This is a genomic window from Priestia sp. JV24, from assembly GCF_025910025.1.
In the GTDB taxonomy this organism is placed as follows: domain Bacteria; phylum Bacillota; class Bacilli; order Bacillales; family Bacillaceae_H; genus Priestia; species Priestia megaterium.
The window spans coordinates 223,132-245,279 of record NZ_JAPCIN010000020.1 but is presented as its reverse complement, the minus strand read 5'-3'; the positions used below and the strand labels follow the sequence as shown (position 1 = coordinate 245,279).

25 protein-coding genes and 2 other annotated features (1 of these 27 running past the window's edge) are annotated in these 22,148 nt (G+C 38.1%); of the genes, 17 read left to right on the top strand and 8 right to left on the bottom strand.

Features of this window, described 5'->3' with window-relative positions; translation table 11 throughout:
• Nucleotides 1–126, top strand: a binding site (T-box leader) (it extends 81 nt beyond the left edge of the window).
• A gap of 126 nt (nucleotides 127–252) precedes the next feature.
• The 5 genes from OK414_RS16265 to OK414_RS16245 all read left to right on the top strand — a co-directional run bounded on the left by OK414_RS16265 (nucleotide 253) and on the right by OK414_RS16245 (nucleotide 5,300).
• Entirely contained in the window at nucleotides 253–1,326 is a 1,074-nt protein-coding gene (locus OK414_RS16265; RefSeq protein ID WP_013057698.1) for a bifunctional 3-deoxy-7-phosphoheptulonate synthase/chorismate mutase, read from the top strand.
• A 6-nt stretch (nucleotides 1,327–1,332) separates the two neighbouring features.
• Nucleotides 1,333–1,533, top strand: a binding site (T-box leader).
• Between the two features lie 48 nt (nucleotides 1,534–1,581).
• On the top strand, nucleotides 1,582–2,748 hold the full coding sequence (gene aroC, locus OK414_RS16260; RefSeq protein WP_013057697.1) for a chorismate synthase: 1,167 nt from the start codon (nucleotides 1,582–1,584) through the stop codon (nucleotides 2,746–2,748).
• Between the two features lie 20 nt (nucleotides 2,749–2,768).
• On the top strand, nucleotides 2,769–3,626 hold the full coding sequence (locus tag OK414_RS16255) for a prephenate dehydrogenase (protein ID WP_013057696.1): 858 nt from the start codon (nucleotides 2,769–2,771) through the stop codon (nucleotides 3,624–3,626).
• Nucleotides 3,627–3,641: 15 nt separating this feature from the next.
• Entirely contained in the window at nucleotides 3,642–4,913 is a 1,272-nt protein-coding gene (aroA, locus tag OK414_RS16250) for a 3-phosphoshikimate 1-carboxyvinyltransferase (RefSeq protein ID WP_263045211.1), read from the top strand.
• Between the two features lie 141 nt (nucleotides 4,914–5,054).
• Complete coding sequence (locus OK414_RS16245; RefSeq protein ID WP_013057694.1) at nucleotides 5,055–5,300, top strand: hypothetical protein; 246 nt, start codon at nucleotides 5,055–5,057, stop codon at nucleotides 5,298–5,300.
• Nucleotides 5,301–5,342: 42 nt separating this feature from the next.
• Here the strand turns inward: OK414_RS16245 and OK414_RS16240 are convergent, their stop codons facing one another.
• Nucleotides 5,343–6,887 carry an FAD-dependent oxidoreductase gene (locus tag OK414_RS16240; RefSeq protein ID WP_013083785.1) on the bottom strand — a complete coding sequence of 515 codons (1,545 nt, stop codon included), beginning with the start codon at nucleotides 6,885–6,887 and terminating at the stop codon, nucleotides 5,343–5,345.
• A gap of 127 nt (nucleotides 6,888–7,014) precedes the next feature.
• Between OK414_RS16240 and OK414_RS16235 the strand changes: the two genes are divergently transcribed.
• From OK414_RS16235 to OK414_RS16215, 5 genes are all read left to right on the top strand, one after another.
• Entirely contained in the window at nucleotides 7,015–7,173 is a 159-nt protein-coding gene (locus OK414_RS16235; RefSeq protein ID WP_155276296.1) for a hypothetical protein, read from the top strand.
• A gap of 366 nt (nucleotides 7,174–7,539) precedes the next feature.
• Entirely contained in the window at nucleotides 7,540–8,511 is a 972-nt protein-coding gene (locus OK414_RS16230) for an alpha/beta hydrolase family esterase (protein WP_016764703.1), read from the top strand.
• Between the two features lie 340 nt (nucleotides 8,512–8,851).
• Nucleotides 8,852–9,271 (top strand): CBS domain-containing protein, encoded by a 420-nt coding sequence (locus OK414_RS16225; protein ID WP_013057690.1) that lies wholly within the window; start codon nucleotides 8,852–8,854, stop codon nucleotides 9,269–9,271.
• 177 nt (nucleotides 9,272–9,448) lie between these two features.
• Complete coding sequence (locus tag OK414_RS16220; protein WP_263045210.1) at nucleotides 9,449–9,925, top strand: hypothetical protein; 477 nt, start codon at nucleotides 9,449–9,451, stop codon at nucleotides 9,923–9,925.
• Nucleotides 9,926–10,064: 139 nt separating this feature from the next.
• Nucleotides 10,065–11,018, top strand: coding sequence for a sporulation protein (locus tag OK414_RS16215; protein ID WP_013083783.1), 954 nt, complete (start codon nucleotides 10,065–10,067; stop codon nucleotides 11,016–11,018).
• Between the two features lie 29 nt (nucleotides 11,019–11,047).
• Here OK414_RS16215 and OK414_RS16210 read toward each other — a convergent pair whose 3' ends face one another.
• The 3 genes from OK414_RS16210 to OK414_RS16200 form a co-directional block, all read right to left on the bottom strand.
• Nucleotides 11,048–12,373 carry a hemolysin family protein gene (locus OK414_RS16210; RefSeq protein WP_013057688.1) on the bottom strand — a complete coding sequence of 442 codons (1,326 nt, stop codon included), beginning with the start codon at nucleotides 12,371–12,373 and terminating at the stop codon, nucleotides 11,048–11,050.
• A 490-nt stretch (nucleotides 12,374–12,863) separates the two neighbouring features.
• Nucleotides 12,864–12,998: a hypothetical protein gene (locus OK414_RS16205; RefSeq protein WP_263045209.1), complete on the bottom strand. Its 135-nt coding sequence runs from the start codon at nucleotides 12,996–12,998 to the stop codon at nucleotides 12,864–12,866.
• Between the two features lie 116 nt (nucleotides 12,999–13,114).
• Nucleotides 13,115–13,747, bottom strand: a complete 633-nt coding sequence (locus OK414_RS16200; protein WP_016764699.1) for a spore coat protein — start codon at nucleotides 13,745–13,747, stop codon at nucleotides 13,115–13,117.
• Nucleotides 13,748–13,955: 208 nt separating this feature from the next.
• Between OK414_RS16200 and OK414_RS16195 the strand changes: the two genes are divergently transcribed.
• Nucleotides 13,956–14,507, top strand: a complete 552-nt coding sequence (locus OK414_RS16195; protein WP_013083781.1) for a hypothetical protein — start codon at nucleotides 13,956–13,958, stop codon at nucleotides 14,505–14,507.
• A gap of 22 nt (nucleotides 14,508–14,529) precedes the next feature.
• Here the strand turns inward: OK414_RS16195 and OK414_RS16190 are convergent, their stop codons facing one another.
• Complete coding sequence (locus OK414_RS16190) at nucleotides 14,530–14,982, bottom strand: Dps family protein (protein ID WP_025751201.1); 453 nt, start codon at nucleotides 14,980–14,982, stop codon at nucleotides 14,530–14,532.
• Nucleotides 14,983–15,174: 192 nt separating this feature from the next.
• On the opposite strand from OK414_RS16190, the gene OK414_RS16185 reads away from it, so the two are divergent.
• From OK414_RS16185 to OK414_RS16175, 3 genes are all read left to right on the top strand, one after another.
• A complete protein-coding gene (locus tag OK414_RS16185; RefSeq protein ID WP_013057684.1) occupies nucleotides 15,175–15,456 on the top strand; it encodes a hypothetical protein in 282 nt (93 codons plus the stop codon).
• Between the two features lie 93 nt (nucleotides 15,457–15,549).
• A complete protein-coding gene (locus OK414_RS16180; RefSeq protein ID WP_162837684.1) occupies nucleotides 15,550–15,723 on the top strand; it encodes a hypothetical protein in 174 nt (57 codons plus the stop codon).
• A 554-nt stretch (nucleotides 15,724–16,277) separates the two neighbouring features.
• On the top strand, nucleotides 16,278–16,979 hold the full coding sequence (locus tag OK414_RS16175; RefSeq protein WP_216875520.1) for a poly-gamma-glutamate hydrolase family protein: 702 nt from the start codon (nucleotides 16,278–16,280) through the stop codon (nucleotides 16,977–16,979).
• Nucleotides 16,980–17,030: 51 nt separating this feature from the next.
• Here the strand turns inward: OK414_RS16175 and OK414_RS16170 are convergent, their stop codons facing one another.
• Nucleotides 17,031–17,300 carry a CPCC family cysteine-rich protein gene (locus OK414_RS16170; RefSeq protein ID WP_013057680.1) on the bottom strand — a complete coding sequence of 90 codons (270 nt, stop codon included), beginning with the start codon at nucleotides 17,298–17,300 and terminating at the stop codon, nucleotides 17,031–17,033.
• Between the two features lie 284 nt (nucleotides 17,301–17,584).
• Here OK414_RS16170 and OK414_RS16165 point away from each other — a divergent pair, with 284 nt between their 5' ends.
• Both OK414_RS16165 and OK414_RS16160 read left to right on the top strand, forming a co-directional pair.
• Nucleotides 17,585–18,145: a copper resistance protein CopC gene (locus OK414_RS16165; protein ID WP_263045207.1), complete on the top strand. Its 561-nt coding sequence runs from the start codon at nucleotides 17,585–17,587 to the stop codon at nucleotides 18,143–18,145.
• Between the two features lie 4 nt (nucleotides 18,146–18,149).
• Nucleotides 18,150–19,211, top strand: a complete 1,062-nt coding sequence (locus OK414_RS16160) for a copper resistance D family protein (RefSeq protein ID WP_234943439.1) — start codon at nucleotides 18,150–18,152, stop codon at nucleotides 19,209–19,211.
• 31 nt (nucleotides 19,212–19,242) lie between these two features.
• Here the strand turns inward: OK414_RS16160 and OK414_RS16155 are convergent, their stop codons facing one another.
• Nucleotides 19,243–19,443, bottom strand: coding sequence for a hypothetical protein (locus OK414_RS16155; protein ID WP_205661547.1), 201 nt, complete (start codon nucleotides 19,441–19,443; stop codon nucleotides 19,243–19,245).
• Between the two features lie 219 nt (nucleotides 19,444–19,662).
• On the opposite strand from OK414_RS16155, the gene OK414_RS16150 reads away from it, so the two are divergent.
• On the top strand, nucleotides 19,663–21,390 hold the full coding sequence (locus OK414_RS16150) for an ABC transporter ATP-binding protein (protein WP_013083774.1): 1,728 nt from the start codon (nucleotides 19,663–19,665) through the stop codon (nucleotides 21,388–21,390).
• Between the two features lie 41 nt (nucleotides 21,391–21,431).
• Here the strand turns inward: OK414_RS16150 and OK414_RS16145 are convergent, their stop codons facing one another.
• Nucleotides 21,432–22,097, bottom strand: a complete 666-nt coding sequence (locus tag OK414_RS16145; protein WP_013083773.1) for a type 1 glutamine amidotransferase domain-containing protein — start codon at nucleotides 22,095–22,097, stop codon at nucleotides 21,432–21,434.
• Between the last annotated feature and the right edge of the window lie 51 nt (nucleotides 22,098–22,148).

Genomic DNA, 22,148 nt, shown 5'->3' with positions numbered 1-22,148 from the left:
AGATTGCGAATTACATTCTTGGAGCTTTCTTTTGGCAATAGTCAAAAGCGGCAATAGCCGTTATCTTAATGAAGAGGCAAGCAATGCTTGCAATTAGGGTGGTACCGCGATCAATTCGTCCCTACTGATACAATCAGTAGGGACTTTTTGTATATCCGCATAAGCGGCTGTGTAGGTGTAAAACGGATTTTTCAATACAAACTAAACGAGAAGATCCGTTCAAGGTTATAAAATCAAAGGAGGATTTTTAAAATGACAAAATCACTAGAACAATTACGAGGACAAATCGACGAAATAAATTTAGAAATTTTAGAATTATTAAATAAACGCGGTGAAATCGCACAAGAAATCGGAAAAGTAAAAGGTACACAAGGTGTGAATCGCTTTGATCCAGTTCGTGAACGTAAATCGTTAGATCAAATCTTAGCTAACCATAATGGACCATTCGAAGCTTCAACAATTCAGCATATTTTCAAGGAAATTTTCAAAGCAAGCTTAGAGCTTCAAGAAGACGATCACCGCAAAGCACTTCTTGTATCTCGTAAAAAGAAATCTGAAGATACAATCGTTGACATCAACGGTACAAAAGTAGGACCTGGAAACTTAGAATTTGTAATGGGACCATGTGCAGTAGAAAGCTACGAACAAGTAAAAGAAGTGGGCTTAGCGCTTAAAGAACAAGGTATTACGTTAATGCGCGGCGGAGCGTTCAAACCACGTACATCACCTTACGATTTCCAAGGTCTTGGGGTGGAAGGCTTAAAAATCTTACGTCAAGTAGGCGATGAGCTAGGCCTATCAATTATCAGTGAAATTGTTTCTCCTCAAGATATTGAAACGGCTCTCGACTACGTAGATGTAATTCAAATTGGTGCACGTAACATGCAAAACTTCGAGCTATTAAAAGCTGCAGGTTCTGTAGACAAACCGATTCTTTTAAAACGTGGATTGGCAGCAACAATTGAAGAATTCATTAACGCTGCTGAATACATTATGTCTCGCGGAAATGGAAACATTATTCTTTGTGAACGCGGTATCCGCACATACGAGCGTGCAACACGCAACACACTAGATATCTCAGCTGTTCCAATCTTGAAAAAAGAAACGCATTTACCAGTTGTAGTAGACGTAACGCATTCAACAGGACGCAAAGACTTATTATTACCATGTGCAAAAGCAGCGATTGCTATCGGCGCAGATGCTGTAATGGCAGAAGTTCATCCAGACCCAGCAGTAGCACTATCAGATTCAGCACAGCAAATGAACATTCCTGAATTCCACAAATTCATGGAAGAATTAAAAGGTGCAGCAGTAAAATTATCTTAATTTCATAGTGATACAGTGATAAGAAACTAGTAGCAAACATTTCCCTGTCTCAGAGAGCTGACGGTTGGTGGAAGTCAGTACACAAATGTGAGCGAATTACACTCTTTAAGTACTCTTTTACAGAGCGGTCAGCGGATCGTTAACAATTCGAGGTGGCAAGCAATGTTTGCAACTAGGGTGGTATCGCGAGAAAAACTCGTCCCTATGACGTAGGGGCGAGTTTTTTATTTTTTACAACAGAAAGGAATCGATAATATGAGATATTTAACAGCAGGAGAATCGCACGGACCTCAATTAACAGCGATTATTGAAGGAGTACCAGCAGGGCTTGAATTAACAGCCGAACATATTAATGAAGATTTAGCAAGAAGACAAAAGGGACATGGGCGCGGACGCCGCATGCAGATTGAAAAAGATCAAGTTCAGATTAAAGGCGGGGTTCGCCACGGTGAGACGCTTGGTTCACCCATTGCTTTAGTCGTTGAAAACAAGGATTTTACTCACTGGAGAAATATTATGGGTGCTGATCCAGTTGATCATGATGAAGAAGTAAAGCGACAAATTACAAAACCTCGTCCAGGTCATGCGGATTTAAATGGAGCGATTAAATACGGTCACAGAGATATGCGAAACGTATTGGAACGTTCATCTGCTCGTGAAACGACGGTACGAGTAGCCACAGGCGCAGTTGCCAAACAAGTACTAAAAGCTGTAGGCGTAAATATTGCATGTCACGTGCTTGAAATCGGCGGTGTGAAAGCTGAAAAAACGGCATATGAGTCACTGACAGAACTTCAGGAAAAAACAGAAGCGTCACCTGTTCGCTGCTTAGATGAAGAAGCGGGACAGAAAATGATGAAAGCAATCGATGATGCAAAAGAAAATGGAGACAGCATTGGTGGCGTAGTGGAAGTAGTAGTAGAAGGAATGCCTACTGCAGTGGGAAGTTACGTGCACTATGATCGTAAGTTAGATTCAAAGCTAGCTGCTGCTATTATGAGCATTAACGCGTTTAAAGGCGTTGAAATCGGCGTAGGCTTTGAAGCAGCTCGCAGACCGGGAAGTGAAGTCCATGATGAAATTCTATGGGATGAACAAAACGGCTATACGCGTAAAACGAACAATGCGGGAGGTTTAGAAGGAGGCATGACAACAGGAATGCCGATTGTTGTGCGAGGCGTCATGAAACCTATTCCTACCTTATACAAGCCGCTTCAAAGTGTAGATATTGATACAAAAGAGCCATTTGCTGCAAGTATTGAACGCTCAGACAGCTGTGCAGTACCGGCGGCAGCGGTTGTAGCAGAATCAGTGATTGCTTGGGAACTAGCATCTGCTATTATCGATCAATTTGGGGCAGATCGAATTCAGTTAATTCAAGAAAACGTAAAAAAACATGAAGAATACGCAAAGCAATTTTAATGAATAGAGGAGAATGAAAGGTGAAAACACGTGTATTACTTATTGGCGTCGGCCTTATTGGAGGATCATTAGCGCTAGCTATGAAGAAGCATCGTCACGTCACAGTCGTTGGAGCTGATATCAATACAAATGAAGTACAAGTAGCCAACCAGCTAGGTATCGTTGATTATGTAGCTGAAGATATAAAAACAGAAGCAGCCCAAGCAGATTATATCGTACTTGCTACTCCAGTAGAGTACACGACAGCATGGATACACGACCTTTCTACTTGGAAGCTTAAAGAAACGGTTATCGTAACGGATGTCGGAAGTACCAAAGGTGAAATTATGAAAGCAGCCGAAGCGCTGAATAAGAAACGTATTTCATTTATTGGCGGGCATCCGATGGCTGGTTCTCATACGAGCGGTGCAGTCAATGCACGAGCGGATTTATTTTGTTCGGCGCGCTATATTTTAACGCCGTTTGAAAATGAGCAAAAAGAAAAAATAGATGCGCTTATGCATTTGCTAGAGCCTACAGGTGCACAATTTGTACCGCTTGATGCAGCTACTCATGATCAAATCACTGGAGTTGTCAGTCATTTACCTCATGTGATTGCGACCAGTCTTGTAAGACAAGTAAAAGGATATTCAGCACAGAATCATCTTGTCACGGAAATGGCAGCAGGCGGTTTTCGAGATATTACGAGAATTGCTTCAAGTAATCCTCATATGTGGAGAGATATACTAAAACAAAACCGTTCTATGCTTTTAACATTGCTTGATGACTGGATGAAAGAAATGGAACAAGTAAAACTATTAGTAGAAAAAGGTGACGGTCACGAATTATTTGATTACTTTTCAGATGCCAAAGAATTTCGTGATTCGCTTCACGCATAAAAGGAGAGATATATTGTGACAGTAAAAGCTTTACGAGGAACGATTCAAATTCCAGGAGATAAATCTATTTCTCACCGTTCCGTTATGTTTGGTTCGATTGCAGAAGGAACAACAACGATTAACGGATTTTTGCCAGGAGACGATTGCCTTAGCACCATTTCCTGCTTTCAAAAACTAGGTGTAGGTATTCAAATGATTGATGAACAAAGCGTCGTAGTAAAAGGAAAAGGGATACAAGCGCTAAAAGAGCCATCTGATATTTTAGATGTTGGAAATTCGGGCACAACGATTCGCCTTATGATGGGGATTTTAGCAAATACACCCTTTCATTCAACATTGATTGGAGACGAATCCATTGCCAAACGCCCTATGAAGCGTGTGACCGGTCCGCTTCGTGATATGAATATTCATTTAGACGGTCGAAAAGATGCTAATTTTACACCGCTTGTTATACGAGGTGGGAAAGCAAAAGGTATACACTATACATCTCCCGTTGCAAGCGCACAAGTAAAATCAGCTATTTTACTTGCTGGACTGCAGGCGGAAGGAACAACTTCTGTAACGGAACCGGCGAAATCACGTGATCATACAGAACGTATGCTAGAGGCATTTGGTGTTAAAGTTGAAGAAGAAGGCTTAACCGTTTCAATTGAAGGCGGCCAAACGTTAAGAGGAACCCATGTAGAAGTGCCTGGTGATATTTCGTCAGCTGCATTCTTTTTAGTAGCGGGGGCTATTATTGCAAACAGCCGCATTGAAATTCAAAAAGTTGGGATGAATCCGACTCGAACGGGTATTTTAGATGTGCTTTCAAATATGGGCGCTTCGATCGAGACAGTCAAAGAAACAAAAGAAACAGCGGAGCCCTATGCAGATTTAGTTGTAGAAGCTTCTCACTTAAAAGGTACGGAAGTAGGCGGAGACTTGATTCCACGCCTAATTGACGAAATCCCAATTATTGCACTAGCTGCCACACAGGCAGAAGGGATTACGATTATTAAAGATGCTGCAGAGTTAAAAGTCAAAGAAACAAACCGTATTGATACGGTAGTGAATGAGTTAACCAAAATGGGAGCTAACATTGAAGGAACGGAAGATGGAATGATTATTCACGGAGGTGCAAAACTTCACGGAGCAAATGTAAACAGCCACGGAGATCACCGTATCGGTATGATGCTCGCTGTTGCCTCTTGTATTGCAGAAGGGGAAACAATTATTGAAAATCGTGACGCGGTATCCGTCTCTTACCCGCAGTTTTTTGCTCACTTAGAGTCTTTACAGCAGTAAATTCCCTTATTATGTTAAAATAGCAGTTTGAAAGTTATAAGGAATTTATAAAATTAAAACCAATGACTCTATATTTCGCCGGAGAAATCCGATATAATCATTACAACACCTCTAGTATTAAATAGAATTTGGTGAATGATTATGTTTTTGATGATTGTCTACATCGGGGCCATTTTATTTTTTATAAAAATGTTTATGGATCGAGATTTTATTTGGTTTTTGTTCCTATTGCCATTTTTGATGTTTGTTATGTTTTTTGAAACAGACTATCTTGATCATGTCCCTGAATCTGGAAGGTTAATTATCTTTACGTTTTCTTTTTTAGTCATTTATGCAATGGTTTTGGTGTATAATCGATATTTTAGAAAAGAAGGATGTAAAGAGTAAACTCAAATGTGAATCTATTGATAATGATAAAAAAAGCATGCCCTACGGCGTGCTTTTTTTATCGCTTGAATCGACATCCACTGGCGTAAGCGGCTTTTTAGCAGGGCCTTCTACCACAGATCCGTCGTAAGAGAAACGAGAACCGTGACAAGGGCAGTCCCACGTGCGGTCACCAGCGTTCCAATTTACTTCACATCCTAAGTGCGTGCATGTAGTATCGACGCAGTGAAGCTTCCCTTGAGGATCTTTATAAGCTCCCGTACGTTTGCTATTTACATATACGACCGACCCTTCATCATTTTGAAGCTGATCCAGTCCTTTTTCAGGCATTGAAAACTTACCGGTAATAAAGTGTTCAGCCACATCAAGATTTTGACGAAAGAAATGCTTAAGGCTAGGGTCCGCATAAAAACGAGACGGATTATACAACTCCGCATATGGGTTGTCTTTTCCGGTTATTGCATCTCGAATAATATGTGCTGCAATGGTGCTATGAGTCATCCCCCATTTTTTAAATCCGGTAGCAATAAAGATATTTGGCTTGCTTTCTTTAATGGGACCGATATATGGAATTTTATCAAGCGTAAATAAATCTTGTGCAGACCATTTGTAACGAAAATGTTGAACAGTAAAATTTTCTTCGGCGAACCTCTGAAGGGACTCATAGTGGAACATAGTATTAATTCCTTGTCCAGCTTTGTGGCCTTCTCCACCAATTAAAATGAGTTCTTCTCCGTCAACTTTTGTTGAACGCAGCGAATGAGTAGGCTGATCAGCACTTAAATACATGCCTCCAGGGTAAGCTTGTTCAACTTTTGCTGCTAACACATACGAACGTTTGGCATACATGCGCGTATAGTAAAAGCCGGCTCCATCATAAAATGGAAAGTGTGAACACGCCACTACATATTTGCAAGAAATTCGATGTCCGTCTCTTGTGACAACGGTGGGCGACGTGCTTTCTTCTACATCCGTGGCTACGGTGTTTTCAAAAATCAATCCGCCGCTTTCTGTGAATTTTTTTACTAAATGAAGCAGATATTTTAACGGATGAAACTGAGCTTGATCTTTCATAATAGCTGCTGCCCTAATATCAAAATTAAAAGGAAGCTCTGTTGCAAATTCACATGGAATATGTAATCGCTGATAGGCTCGAAATTCTTTACGAACTCGATGATCAAACTCCAGCGTTTCTCCGTATAAGTAAGCATCTTGTACCGAAAAATCACAGTCAATGTTTTCCGTTTGAATTAAGTTTTTCATAAACTGCAGAGCTTGTTCGTTTGCTTTATAATACAGCAGCGTTTTTTCTTCGCCAATGTGTGAAAGCAGCTCATCGTAGATAACGTCATGCTGAGCTGTAATCTTTGCTGTTGTGTGACCGGTTGTACCATTTAAAATATTATCAGCTTCAATTAACGCCACGTTCAGCCCTTCTTTTTGTAATAAATAAGCTGTTGTAATACCGCTAATACCGCCTCCTACTACTACAACATCAACTTTTCGATTTTCTGAAAGAGATGGGTATGTTGGAAACTTTAAATGATCGCGCCAGTAGGGCTCAGTATCCTTTGGGATATTTGCCAATTTATTCACCTCCATATGATAAGTCTTATTTTTACCATAGTTTTCTAAAAAATGTATGCAAAATAAAGGAATCTACTCCAATAGCATCTCTTTGCTGTACTTATTTAAGCAAAAGGAGGGGAAAAGAGTGATTGCAATCAGCCTTTGTATAATTGTTGCGAACGAAGAAGAGGTTAAACCAAAACATTTGCTCTTTAAGATTCTTCTTTTTAAACGTGGCTTCTGCACCTACACCTTGCCATTTGCTGCGAAAGAAGTGGTGAATAAAAAGCAAAGTATAAAATAGTAAAGGTTACAGATTTAAACATGCAAAGCAATAAATTCATATAAATGATAGGGAGCATCATATAATAAAAGTATAGAGGCTTAATTCGGCAAAAGATATTTAAACATCAAGGTCCAAATAAAAGGGCAAACGGCATGTTTGTCCTTTTTTCATGATTATAGTGACAATTTTCATATATAGTAATAAAGTATATATATAGCAAAAAAATCCCAAATTTCAAGAAGATAAAAAACAGCTTAAAACCAAAACAAGTTGTACTCTTAGAGTATGTAGAACGTGCAAAAAAAAGAAATAATATGTAGTATTGTAATACAGGACGTAATTGGGAAGAAAAATGAAAACGTTGACAAAAAGAGGAGGGGTACCATGTTGGGTTCACTACCTAATGTTATAAATACGTCAACGCTTGTGTCTTCAAGTGAACAACAAGAAGCGTCATCTGAATCATTTAAAACATATACTCATAAAGGAAAAAAATTCAAGGTCTATTTACCTAAATCCTATCATATTTTAAAATCTTACCCACTAATGGTTATGCTGCATGGATGTACACAAAATGCAGATGATTTTGCAATAGGCACGCAAATGAACGAGCTCGCCGACGAAAAAGAATTTATTGTCGTATACCCACAGCAGTCTTCTAACTCAAATATGAATAAATGCTGGAACTGGTTTGAACCTCTTCATCAAATTAGAGGGTTTGGCGAGCCAGCTATTATTGCAGGGATTGTAAAAAAAGTTCAAAACATGCACTTTATTCAGAAAAATAAAGTGTTTATTGCCGGTCTGTCAGCAGGAGGAGCAATGAGCATTGTTATGGGGGTAACGTATCCAGAACTGTTTGCTGGAATAGGTGTGTCAGCAGGTATCGAATATCAGGCGGCTCTTAACGTATTTAATGCGTATTCTGTCATGGCCAGTAAAGGTCCTTCCCCCGTTAAACAAGGAAGAATTGCTTATCAGCAAATGGGAAAACGGGCAAAGCCACTGCCGCTCATTGTATTTCATGGTAACGCTGATTCTACGGTAAATGTAGCCAATGCAGATCAAGTGGTTCACCAGTGGATTACAACGAATAATCTTGCTTATAATGGAAGAATAGATGGATGGATTCAAGATAGCCCGGTTAAAACGAGAGAAGAAAAAATTCTCTTTGGACGGGATTATACAACATATCGCTACGAAAGCAGTAAGGGAGAATTGGCTATTGATAAATATATTATCAATGGAATGGGGCATGCATGGTCAGGAGGGAATTCAGCGGGCAGCTATACAGACCCTAAAGGTCCCAATGCTAGTCGAATCATGTGGGACTTTTTCATGAGTCAAAAAGTATAAACAGAGCATATAATGAGGTTCAGTTGCGTTCTTATCGCAGAGAAGAAGAGCTGAAAGTAGCTCTTCCGGCCCTTATTAGTATAAAGAAGCAGCTGCAGGAACCATTATTTTAACTAGACGTATTTTTCTAAAAATTAGGATTTGATTATTTAGAAAACGGGTACTGTAATAAAGAAAATAAGAAGTCAAAATTACATAGCTTAGGATTGACAGCTTATAGTTGTAAATGTAAGATAACTGCGAGCTGCATTTTGTATGATTAAAACATTAAAATAAGCCGAAAACTGAAAAAATAAATAGAAATTGTAAGATGAGCGGGTAAGGAAAAGGAGATTAAAAAATGAATATTGCATTTTTCTTAGTACCAAAAAGTGATGTTGTAACACTAAATATTCAATCCACATTAAGACAGGCTCTTGAAAAAATGGAGTATCATCGCTATTCTACAGTTCCGCTAGTTGACGATGATGGTAAATATGTGGGCGTTCTTACTGAAGGAGATCTTCTTTGGAAGCTAAAAAGCCTAGGAGACTATCGCTTTCAAGATACGGAAAATATTAAATTAACAGAGATTGACCGCTATCAAGATTATAACCCAGTTGCTATATATGATGAAGTTCAAAACATCCTTTCAAAGGCAATTGACCAAAATTTTGTTCCTGTAACGGATGATCAAGGTGTATTTATTGGAATTGTAAGAAGAAGAGAAATTCTAGAGTTTTATGCAGAAAGCGCAAGTAAAGTGAAAAATCAAATATAAAAAAAGCCATCTAGAGATGGCTTTTTTTCTTGTCTTATCTCCCCGTACATACTCCTAAAAACAGGCTTAGGTCATGGCCCACAGCAATGCACTTCCTTGTACTAGTTTACATAATCTATTTATATATAGGTATAAAATTGCCTATATAAATCTTATTTATAGATAAGGATGGTTTATGTGAGTTACAACAATAAAAAGAAGTGTTGCTGGTGTTCTAATCAGTATTATTACAAAACTTCTGGCTATGATCCAAGAAGTAGCCATGAAGGAAAATGCTGTCATAACGATTATAAGCATAACGATCATTGTCCTAAACATGATGATGATCATCGTTCTGGACATAAAAAATGCCATCATGGTGGCAACCATAGCGGAGGTCACGACGGTAACCATGGCGGAGATCATGGTGGCAACCATGGCGGAGGTCACGACGGCAGTCATGGCGGAGGTCACGGCGGCAGTCATGGCGGAGGTCACGGCGGTTGTCATGGCGGCAACCACGGCGGAGGTCACGGCGGCAACCACGGCGGAGGTCACGGCGGTAACCACGGCGGAGGTCACGGCGGTAACCACGGTGGAGGTCACGGCGGTTGTCATGGCGGTAACCACGGCGGTTGTAAAAGACGTCGCTGCTGTTGGGGCTGGGTGTTTTAATTTAATAAATAATTGAATTAAAATGAAGCGTTGATTTAGCAGAAAGAACTCAAGAAATTGAGTTCTTTTTTTTGTAAGTTGAAACTTATAAACGGTATACTTCGTATATATAGTAAGAGCATTTTGGAGGAGGAAAAAAATGTTTAAAAAAATGTTTGCTAAAATTGGAGTTGGAGCTGCCAAAGTGGATTTACGATTAAATGAAACCGCCTATACGCTCGGTCATGTAATTGAAGGAGCCATTGTCATCCAAGGTGGAAACGTTCAGCAACATATTAATTTAATTGATGTTGAATTTTGGCTTGAAGTTCAATTGAAAAGCGGTCAAATGCATACACATCGTGTGGAAAGCCTGCGCGCAGCTTCTTCATTTACAATTAATGAAGGCGAGAAAAAAGAAATTCCATTTACATATCATTTACCTTTGGACCTTCCAATCTCTGCGAGCAACGTTAGCTATTTCTTTAAGACACACTTAGATATTGAAGGGGGAGTAGACTCAACAGACCGGGACCCTGTGCGCATTAAAGCTCCAAAAAGCTTATATCAGCTAGTAGAGGGCTTTGAAGCACTTGGATTTAGAGAAAAACATCATTCAGGAAAATTTAACGGATACAAACAAGAATTTTCATTTTTCCCTACAGACTTCTTAAAGGGATATGTAAATGAGGTTGAGTTTGAGGTAGCCATTGAACGAGAAGGGATCCGCGTGCTGTTGGAGCTAGATTTGCCTTCTTTTGGCCGTGAGAGGGAAATAAAAAATGAACTCTTTTTTACAAATGATGAACTAAGCCAGCCATCTACTATCGCTCGTTTGCTGGAAGAAGCGATGGAAGAGATGATGGAGAATCCTCGAGACTATGAATATTATAAGTCTCCTCACTATGATCAGCATTCACACCACCCACGTATGAGCGGGTTAGGGGGAGCAATGGGAGGTTTTGCAGCCGGTATGTTAGGCGGACTGCTCATTGAGAATTTGATGGATGATATGTTTGAAGACTCGGCGCTTGGTGAAATTGGAGAAGATATTGAAGAAGCCGGGGAAGATCTGTTGGATGGAGATTTTTTTGATGGAGGAGACGATTGGTAAAAGGGATTTTGAATAAATAAAAAGGATGATTAATGATGATCATCCTTTTTTTCTTTCTTCTTTCTTTTTTTTACTTCTATATACTTAATGTGAAAATCCTCTATAATCAGAACTTTAAAGTAAAATTGCTCATGCTGAATGATATCATTTTTGGTCACATCAAACTTTTCGGTTAACACCCACCCGGCAATGGTATCTACTTCTTCGTCGCTAATATCCGTACCGAGTAAATCATTTACTTGGCTAATGAGCATTTTTCCGTCAAGAATATAATGATCGTCTTTAATTTTTTGTACATAAGGAATTTCGTCCGTATCAAACTCATCTCGAATTTCTCCCACAATTTCTTCAATAATATCTTCTACTGTAACAAGCCCAGCGGTTCCGCCATACTCATCAAAAAGAATAGCCATTTGAATACGTTCTTTTTGCATCTTTACAAGCAAGTCATGAATGGGTACGGTTTCAATTACTTTAAAAATAGGCTTGACGTATGACTCTAACGTATTGGTGCCGTCTTTTTCGTTGAATACAATATCATTATAAATTTCTTTGATATTAACGAGACCGATTACTTTATCTTTATCCCCATCTTCAACAATTGGATAGCGCGTATATTTTTCGACATTTGCGATTTGCAAAAAAACCTCTACGACGTCGTCTTTGGAAGCACTCACAATTTCCGTACGAGGGACCATTACTTCTTTAGCTAAACGATCGTCAAAATCAAAGATTTTGCTCATATATCGATATTCGGATTGATTGATTTCACCGCCTTCGAAGCTCTCAGATAACAAAATACGCAGCTCTTCTTCACTATGAGCAGCTTCATTTTCTGAAATCATCGTTATACCAAAAATCTTAGTCAACATACGAGCTGATCCATTTAATATTTTAATGAACGGATACATAAGTTTGTAAAACACGATAATCGGTTTTGCAAAGTTCAGCGTAATTTGTTCAGCCATTTGAATAGCAAACGTTTTAGGAGCTAATTCCCCTAAGACAACATGTAAAAAAGTAATAACAACAAATGCAATGACAAAAGATAAAATACCAGCAAGCGGCTCATTCGTATGGAAGGTAGTAAAAAGAGGGTGAAGCAACCGATCTAGCGTCGGTTCACCAAGCCAACCAAGCCCGAGAGCCGTGATGGTGATACCAAGCTGACAAGCGGATAGATATTCATCTAGATGCGTAATAACGTGTTTGGCAGATACAGCTTTTTTATGTCCTTCTTCTAGAAGCTGATTGATTTTTGAACTTCTTACTTTTACAATAGCGAATTCTGTCGCTACAAAAAAAGCAGTTAATGCAATTAAAACTGCGACTAATAGTAATTTTACGGCGATCATCAAAGTCACCACCTTGTATGTAAATGTATATATTAAGTGTTAGCCAAAGTGGAGAAAACATGTATTAAATCAAGAAAAGAAAAACGCACATAAAAAAACTGCTTCTATCTTTAAAAAGAAAAAGAAGCAGTTTATTATGTTACATGTTCATTTAGGGGAATTAATCTTAACTTTACCATCATGGTCTATCACATATCGGTTCTACAGTTCAACTGACTTTTAGCAAACGTATTGCGAGTGTGTTATGACACCTCCTTTAACTGTAATCCGAGTATATATGATGCATCTCTCACCCCTTTCTATTAGTTAATTGTATTATAATACACAATTAATCAAAATACTACAAATATTCAGAAAATAATCCAAAATGCATAGTTTTTTGTCATTTTCTGAAATATACGCACAAAACGAGATTGAGACATAACAAAATCAATACAATACAATCTAAAGACGAGTAAACTGAGTAAATGATCTAGTATGAGTCGTTTGGTTACACTGCTGGTGATTTCCGTGCAAGGCTACGCTTTCCGCAGGCGGCCGATGAGCCTCCTCGTCGATTGCGCTCCTGTGAGGTCTCATCTATTCCGCTTTTCCCGCAGGAGTCTTCGCCTTTCCCTCCAATCAACAGCTAGAAGCAACTCTAAACATAACCTATATTCACCGTACTAATGAAAAGATCCGAACGGTGAATCGTTCGGATCTTCCTTCAACTAAAATACGTTTGCCCCAGCCTCTTTTTAATTAATGCAGTTTATGGTTATTAGGCATCTGAGGAGAGGCAGTGGCTTTTGCAAAACTTGTAATCATTTGCTGCATATCTGCTTTTGCAAGCTGCGGCACTTGATAATAATGGTGTTTATTTTGATAAAGAGAAATTTCATAAGCCATTTCAATCCAATTAGGAACACTGTCTCCGAATATTCGGCGAACAACAGGATTTGTTATTTCTAAAGCGGTCATGGTTAAAAGAGATGCTTGAGACTTAACTAGACCTAGCATATGACCTGATATGCCTTTTTCATTGATTTCCTCAACGGACTGATTCGGCTTTTTAGGCTGTGAAGGCTTTAAGCCATAAACAAAGGTATGAGACTGCTTCATGTTATATACATGTGTAGAATCGGCCGGCTTTTGACCAGTAGAAAAAGCTTCTACGATTAAATTATATTCATTTAAAATAAACTGATATTGCCGATCAATGATATCAAGCAGCTCTTGTTCTTTTACATATTGCCTAAACATCATAAACTGATCCATTACATTAATCGAGCCCGCAAGTGTTTCATGAACGTCAAATAGTTCATGCCCTCCATGGTTCAATTGAGGGGGTACAGCTCCAGTTTGCATGTTTGTAGGAAGTTCGTGATTATTCATACTAAGTCCTCCTTAAAATCGGTATCGACTATAGTCTTTAAACTTCTTCAGGTTTTATACTCAAACTTGATTTATTCATAAAATGTTGCTCTACATAACTTAATTTACAACTAGTTATTTAATTAAAGGGTAAAAGTGAAAGGGTTTTATGAAAAAAAAGCGAATATCAATAACAATTCACGATCTATAGATAGGGGAATCAAAAAACATGAATGAGCTGCTGTCATACTCAAGTGAATTAAAACACGAAGCAAATCAACTGGTGGTATCCAGTCATTTATTGGATCTGTTAAGAGAATATGGTTGTCTTCTCTCAGGGGAGAGTTTTGAGTTAAATGTCATGACAAATCGCATCATTAATTTTTACGTAGGAAATGATGAAATGGATGAAGAATCTATTTTTCACATGGGGTATCAGCTTACAAAGCGTTTTAGCCCTTATAAGATGATATTTGCTAATGAAAAAGATAAGTATCAGTGGAGTGTGTATATGATTCAGAAGGGAGAAGAGTGGAAGCTTGATATTTCCGTGCTTCCAGAAAATATCGTGAAAGGCAAAGTTGAGAAACAAGAGTTATTAAAATCACTTTTCACTGAAAAGAAGCGGGAATGCATTTTATTTTTCAAGCAGCAAAGCGGATATAATCGCTATTATACGAGTGATCATGTCTATAAGGCTGTGCTAGAAGATGACATTCACGATGATATGTCTTTTTTTATGTGGCTGCAAAGACAAAAAAAAGTAAATCAACAAACGTAAAAAAGAGCCGCTTAGGCTCTTTTTATGCGTTTACGGATGTTTTTACAGGTAAAGCAGCTTTTAGCATCCAAATATGTTTTTCAATGTTGCCGATTGTTCCAATGAATAAGTCAGCTGTTACGTGATCGTGTGCTGCTTCAGCGTTTTCAACTGCATTTTTTAGGTTTTTAACAAGTAGCGTATAGTCATTAATTAAGGTTTCTACCATTTCTTCACTCGTTTGCTCGTTTCCATCTTCAGAAAGAGTAGCTGCTTGCAAAAATTGCTTCATTGTAGCAATTGGGCTTCCTCCAATGGCTAGTAATCGTTCTGCATATTCATCTATATAGTCCGCCGTCTCATTATAGAATTCTTCAAATTTTTCATGAAGCGTAAAAAATTGAGGCCCTTTTACATACCAGTGAAAGCGATGTAGCTTCGTATACAATACGTTAAAATCGGCAATTTGTTGGTTCAATACGTTTTCTAAATTCATAGTTAATAGCCTCCTAATGAGTTGTTGTTATCTTATATTTATATTATATCAAATATCAAATTAAAATCAATACTTATTTATAATAATTATTAAATAATAATAAAAGTGCTTTTAAATCATAGTTATTCTCTTTAAAAACTCTAAAGATATGATAGGATAGAGCAAGAGTATTGAAAGGAAGAAGGGTTAGTCATGCATATTACACCAGAAGCAAAACAATTAATTAACAATATACTTGAAGAACAGGAGATAACAGGAATTCGCTTGTATTTCAAAGGAATTAGCTGTGAAATCCCTAATATTGGGTTAGCTTTTGAAGAGCCTTTTGAAAATGATGAAATGTATGAAGTCGATGGAGTACAAGTAGCAATGGAAGCTTCTATTGTGCCTTATACAAATGAATTAATGTTAGATGTTCATACAACGCCGTACGGTCCAGGTTTAGCATTAGTTGGGGCTAAAGAGGCTGAATAAAAAATGTATGTAAGAGAAGCTAACAGGTTTGTTGTTTGTTTTGGTAAACTTTGGTTTACTTAATTTAAACGTTAGTGAAATGGAGGGGGACCTATGCTTCTTTCTCATCATGTAACGGTTGAACAAAGACAGCAAATCAAACGCTTTAAGCAGCAAATACAAGACGCAAAAACGCTAGAGGAGCGCCGTTTGTATCAAGCACAGCTAAATAAATTTGTTGAGCGCCTATTTATTGAGAATCGCTTGCAGCGCAGCGGCGAACAATAAAAAACACCTAGAAAAGAAACCTTCAAAGAAGGTTTCTTTTTTTTAGTAGATTATTATACTTTTACACTTTGCAATTATTCATTTTCTTATATATCGCCCTTTCTCTACTTGGAATCTGGTTTTCTGTATGAATATAGCACTAAAAACGTGTAAGTGACTATTAAATGAAAGCGCTTTCTGTTATAGTGAAGGTATAGAATGGTACTTGTTCACCTACAATGTTCATAAGGAGTGGTTTGTATGATTGAAAGAGGAAACTTCTTAATTGGTTTAGCGTGGGGAACATCTTTGAGCATACCTTTATGGATCGCCTTCTTTGGCTGGATAAAATTAGTTTGGCGCTTGCTTTAAATAAATAAAAACAAAAAAAGTAAAAAAACTTCAGTGAATATGCGCTGAAGTTTTTTTAAACAACATAAATAGGTATTAAGAACTATTAAATAAATTATAACTTTTAACGATAAGTAAATAAGACTACTATAAATATTGTTTTTGGATTTTTTAGGTTCCTAATGTTTTAGGTCTTATTACACAACGGAAAGCAGGAGTACAAATTGAAAAGCTATCGTTTAGTAAGTTTCTCTACCTTATGTATCTGTCTACTCTTTTTATTCATTTCACCTTTTCAAGATACATCTAGTGCGTCAACTGATAAATATCAAAATTTCAAGCAGCTCTCACAGCATGAGTCTTCAGCTAGCTATAAAGTGACGACCAAAGAAACGAAAAGCCCTGTCCTTATCTTTGCTCCACACGGTGGAGGAATTGAAGGGGGGACAAGCGAAATTGCCCAAGAGCTTGGCAAACAAAATGCTCTTTACCTATTCGAATCGTTAAAGTCGAAAGGATCACGAGACCTGCATCTCACAAGCACTCATTTTGATGAGCCCACAGCGCGTAAGATGGTAAGCAAGTATGATAATGTTTTATCTCTTCACGGGTATTCTGGAAATGAAAAACATATTTTTGTGGGGGGAACTGATCGGGAACGTGCAAAAAAATTAACAAAATTATTAAATCAAAATGGATTTCCCGCGGAACTGATTACAAAAGGGCACGATGAGATTGCAGGCATTAATCCTAAAAACATTGCAAATAAAAATCGTACCGGGAAAAGTATTCAATTAGAGATTAGCCAACCGCTGCGAAGTGCTATGTTTCATTCATTCACTTCAAAAGGAAGAGCTTCGTCTAAAACTCAAACTTTTTATAGGTTTACAAATGTGCTTTCTACATTCGCTTCTACTTCTTACTGAATCCAAAAAAGAATGCTTTCGCAAGCATTCTTTTTTTATAAACTAGTTTTGCTACTCGTGACTTATAATAGGTTTCCAGTTAAAATCTTTTACATCTTGAACAGAAGGTTTTCTCACGTGCTGTAAGCTTTCTTTATTACACGCTCCATAAACTATAAAATTTTCCTGAGCTTCTATTAAAGAAATAGAGTTGGCTCCTAATTCGTTGGCATTCAGCTTTTGGTACGGATCGTCTTCCCAAAAACATATCTCACAAATGTCATAGTCACCATCACTGTCTAAAGATTGATAACCACAGCAAGGGCATGTATACTTTTTCATTGTTTCTATCCTTTCTTTATGGGATTTTAAGCTAGAAAAAGGTCAGTCATCTTATTTAACTATTTTACTATATTCAAGGATAGTCCGAAAGAAAATTCAAAAAAATTACAGCGGCATCTTCCCTAGGATTTGTGAACATTTTATAACGAATTGGTAATAGTTATTGTGAGACTGAGTAAAAAAGGAGTACACTTACTAGGAAAATAGATCGTGTTCGGAAACGTCTACATAAAAACATTTTTGGATATGATGAAAAAAGAAAAAAGAGATAGGGAGTCATAAATATGAAAAAAATAATAGGTTTACTTTTAGCATGCTTTTTAGCTGTTCCGACAGTTAGTTTTGCTCATACACATGTGCAAACAACCGTGCCGGAAAATGGTGCAACTGTTACAACTCCTCTAAAAGAAATTAAATTAACCTTTGAAACACACATCGAGAAAATCAGTACTGTAACCGTTACAAAAGATGGACAAAAAATTTCACTTGCATCTCAAAAAGTAGAGGGTCATGATTTAATAGCTTCTCTCGATCAGCCTCTTAAAAACGGATCTTACACAGTGGACTGGGAAATTGTAGGGGAAGATGGTCATGTAATGAAAGATTCGATTGCTTTTAAAGTAGATGTGAAAGATGAAGCGAAAGAAGAGAATACTCAAGCAGCCGGAAAAGATAGTGAAAAAAAGCAAGACGCCACGCAATCCGAACAGCACCAAAAAAGTGCAGTAGCAAATGATGAAAAAACAGAGAACAATGATTCTTCATCGTTTTTTGTTATCATGATTATTGCTATTGTAGTTGTGGTTGGAGCATTACTCTTAATCTTCAGAAAGAAAAAGTCTTAAAAAGATGAGTATTTTGTTGCCTGTTTTTGAGTGGTTCACATACGTAGGTCTTTCCTTATTATTAGGATTTGCCGTACTGCAATATGTACCGCTTACAAAAAAGCCAACAATTTTATTATCAAAGCGATGGCTACTTGCAAGTGCAGCGGCTGTCGCTATTTTTTCGGCTGGAAATTCGCTTGAGATTATTTTATCTTTTTCAAAAATAAGAGGGTTAGGTGAAACAGTTCGTCTTGTATTATTGGAAACAAGAACGGGACACGCCTGGATCTTTGTTATGCTAATTGCTATTTTATGTATGGTTGCTGTTTCAATAGAGAGCCACCCTCATATGTATACATTACTGACTGTAGCCTTGGTGGGAGGAATCGCCTACGCAAGTCACGCAGCATCCGCTTCTGCGCTTAGCGGCATGCTTTCTCATTCTCTTCATATTTTAGCAGTTGGACTGTGGGGAGGGGTGGTTCTGATTGTTTCCGCTTTTTCAAAAGAAACCTCCAATTGGAAAAGTTTCTTAAGCTGGTTTACTCCTTTTGCAATCGCTTGTTTTGTGCTTCTTTCATTAAGTGGGTTCATTTCGATGGTCATTATCATGGGTCTGTCCAACTATGTAAATTCATGGGCTACAGATTACGGGCAGTCTCTTTTGCTAAAGCATATTACGATTATTCCGCTGCTTGCATTTGCCGTCATCAATAGCTTTCTTATGAAAAAAACGATAAAACATCCAGAATATAAGCCCGTGATGTGGATTCGAGCAGAAAGCATTATTTTGCTTATCATTTTTTTATTTACAGCTATCATGGTAACGCAATCGCCGCCAACTAATATAAGTCATATGGCAATGGATTCATCGATTCTTCCGTTTATCTATGGGAAACAAGTGACGCTCCCTCTAACGTTTCACGTAACGATTGTGGGAATCCTATTCTTATTTGTCGCACTGCTGTTTTTTGTGTATTTACTTATTTGTTTTTACAAAAAGACAGTATGGCTTAGCGTATTAAGTGCGGGTTTGTTTGTTTTTGCTTTTTATATTGCGATGATGACAAGTATTCAAGTCTAAAAACAGTGAGAAATATCTCACTGTTTTTTTATTAGCCATTAAAAGCTGTATTATCTCTCGGGCCTTTTCCCGGAGAAGGAGGCATCGGCATTTGGGAATTAGAACCAGAGTTAGAGCTAGAACCAGAGCCGGACGTAGAGCCGCTTGGAGGCGATATATTTCCTGCGTTTCCAAAAATAACGATCCCGCCAGAAATTGTTCCAATAGAAATAGATTTAATATAAACAGACATCCTTATTCAACCTCTCATCTAGTAAAAGAATTCAGTGTACCATAATGTATGACCAGCTTGTCATTTTCGTATAGACGAGTTTGAAAAATAGGTAAAAGCTTAGAAGTTCAGGTTAAGAAAGGAAATGGTGTAAAATAAGATGGAACTTTGAAGGTAAAGTGTGTGGTGTTTGCCTAAAGTGTGTATACCACCTATTAAAAGAATTAGAAAGGAACTAAGATGAATACGCAAAAAGGAATTCATTTTTCATTTAAAAAATTATGGTTGCTAACGAACCCTCCGACAGGAAAGCTACTCATTTCGTTCATACTGGCCTTAATTAATACCGGAGCGTCGCTTTCTATCCCTCTTGTCATTAAAGAAGTGATGGAGAAAATTGCAGTAGGCGTCTCACCGCAGCTTATAGCAGGACTCCTTGGTTTATTCGCTGCTCAAATGGTAACAAGCGCAGTATCTCTTTATCTCCTTGCTCAAGTAGGACAAGGTGTTGTAAAAGAACTCAGACATAAAGTGTGGAACAAGCTCATAAAGCTTCCGATTTCATTTTACGACCAAAACCGTTCCGGTGAAATGGTAAGCCGCATTACAAATGATACAACCATTGTGATGAATTTATTGTCAACAGAAATGATTGACTTTGTTAAAAATATTTTATCTATTATCGTTGCCATTGTTATTTTATTTACGCTTGATGTACCCATGACGCTCATTTTATTAGCGGTTATTCCCGTTATGTTTGTACTGGTTATGCCCCTAGCGCGAAAAATACATAAAATTTCACGTGAGCAGCAGGATAAAATGTCCAAGCTTACAGCTTTTTTAGCTCAAATGCTGAGTGAAATCCGCTTGATTAAAGTATCCGGTTCAGAGAAAAAAGAAGTTGGTTCCGGCTTACAATCGTTTCAGTCACTCTACCTCTTCGGTGTAAAGAGAGCTAAAATTGAAGCCATCATTACCCCGATTATTAGCACGGTGATGACCGCTGTTATGATTGCCATCGTCGGGTTTGGTGCATATCGTGTGAGTGAGGGATTTATCACTGCAGGAGAGCTGGTAGCTTTTGTTCTTTACCTTTTTCAAATTATGGTTCCGGTTGGTTCACTTACCCGATTTGTTACTAGCTTTCAGCAAACTAAAGGAGCTTCAGAAAGAATCTTTGATATATTAGCTGAGAAAGAAGAGAACTATGAAAATGGAGAAGTGCTTGAACAGGTAGGGAGTTTAAGGTTCGATAAAGTTGCTTTTCAATATGAAGATAAACCAGTATTGCAGGAAGTTTCATTTTCTGCTAAAAAAGGAGAAGTTACCGCTTTTGTTGGACCTAGCGGAGCTGGAAAATCTACTGTTTTTTCGCTTATCGAACGCTTTTATGAGCCTTCATCGGGGCGCATATTCTTGGATGGAACAGACAGTCAAAACGTCAACTTACGTTCGTGGCGTCACCTGTTTAGCTATGTTCAGCAGGATTCTCCGATTTTAGCAGGAACAATTCGAGAAAATCTCATTTACGGATTAGAGCGGCATGTGACGGATGAAGAAATAGAAGAAGCAGCGAAGTTAGCGAATGCTCATCATTTCATTCAGTCCTTTGAAGATCAATATGAAACAATGATTGGAGAAAGAGGTATTAATCTCTCAGGAGGACAGCGACAGCGTATTGCAATTGCCCGAGCGCTGTTACGCAATCCCCAGTTTTTACTACTGGACGAAGCAACAGCTAGCTTAGACTCCGAATCAGAAAAGCTTGTGCAAGAGTCATTGGAAACGGTAATGAAAGAACGCACATCACTCGTCATTGCACATCGTCTATCTACGGTCATTAATGCGGACCAAATTGTTGTAATAGAAGAAGGGAAGGTTACAGGAAGCGGAACGCATAAAGAGCTGTTAGCCTCTCATTCTTTTTACCGGCGTTTGGTAGAGCAGCAGTTTCAAACATCCCTATAGAACAAACAAAAAAGACTGCTTTTAAGCAGTCTTTTTTTAGTTTATTTATTTAGCTTTTTAACTAATTCATCACCCATTAATTCAGAAGAAAAAGGATCTCGGCTTGTGACAATTTGATCATTTGCCCAAACAGCATATGCTTTTTTATCCATCTCAGGGATGTAATTAGCCACTTCACGAAGTTCTTGTTCTAAACTGTATGGTAAAAAAGGAAGTACTTCTTCCGGTTCAATTTCATCAGGATAACCGGTTACGTCTAGTCCTTTAATTAACAGTTCATCATCGGATCCTTTCAAGAAAGCAAAAACAGAAGGTCCGTGACACTCAGCTGCTAAAATACCTCCATTGTCGTACACTTTGTTCATAAGTGCATGCAAGTCCACATTTTTTGCTAAGTCAAACATAGCGCCGTGGCCGCCTACTACTAAGATAACATCATAGTTCTCAGCATCTACTTCTTCAAGTTTCATTGTCTGATCCGCTCTTCCTGATTCATATAATTTCTTATACGTTCCGTCTGGATCAAAGTCTTCTGAAATACTTCGAACGTCTACTTCCGGCTTACCTCCAAAAGGTGAGGCTAAATCAACGGTGTGCCCTGCGTCCTCAAGCTTTTGCAGCGGAGCAAATAATTCTTCTGCCCACCAACCTGTGTGATAATCTTTCTCTTCATATCCGCTTGATAATACAGCTAACACTCTTGCCATGTTTATACCTCCTAAATGATGTAAAACGTATAGTGATACATATCATGTATT